1 protein-coding gene is annotated in these 249 nt (G+C 41.8%); it reads left to right on the top strand.

Annotated elements, in window-relative coordinates; genetic code table 11:
• Positions 1 to 249: nitronate monooxygenase (locus H6A07_RS09930; protein WP_204814754.1), on the top strand; the 249-nt coding region annotated here is incomplete at both ends.

Genomic DNA, 249 nt, shown 5'->3' with positions numbered 1-249 from the left:
AAGTTATTCAAGTAGTTCTTGATGAACGTGTACCAGTTATAACTACAGGTGCAGGTAATCCAGGTGAATACATACCTGCATTTAAAGAAATTGGTACTAAAGTAATACCAGTAGTCGCTTCTGTAGCTCTTGCAAAACGCTTGGTGCGCACTGGTATTGATGCCGTTATCGCTGAAGGTACTGAAAGTGGTGGTCATGTAGGAGAAATCACTACAATGGCACTTGTACCGCAGGTTGTAGATGCTATTG

The sequence above is a fragment of the Olsenella uli genome (genome assembly GCF_016899935.1).
GTDB classification, from domain to species: domain Bacteria; phylum Actinomycetota; class Coriobacteriia; order Coriobacteriales; family Atopobiaceae; genus Thermophilibacter; species Thermophilibacter uli_B.
This window is presented reverse-complemented; position numbering and strand designations above follow the sequence as displayed.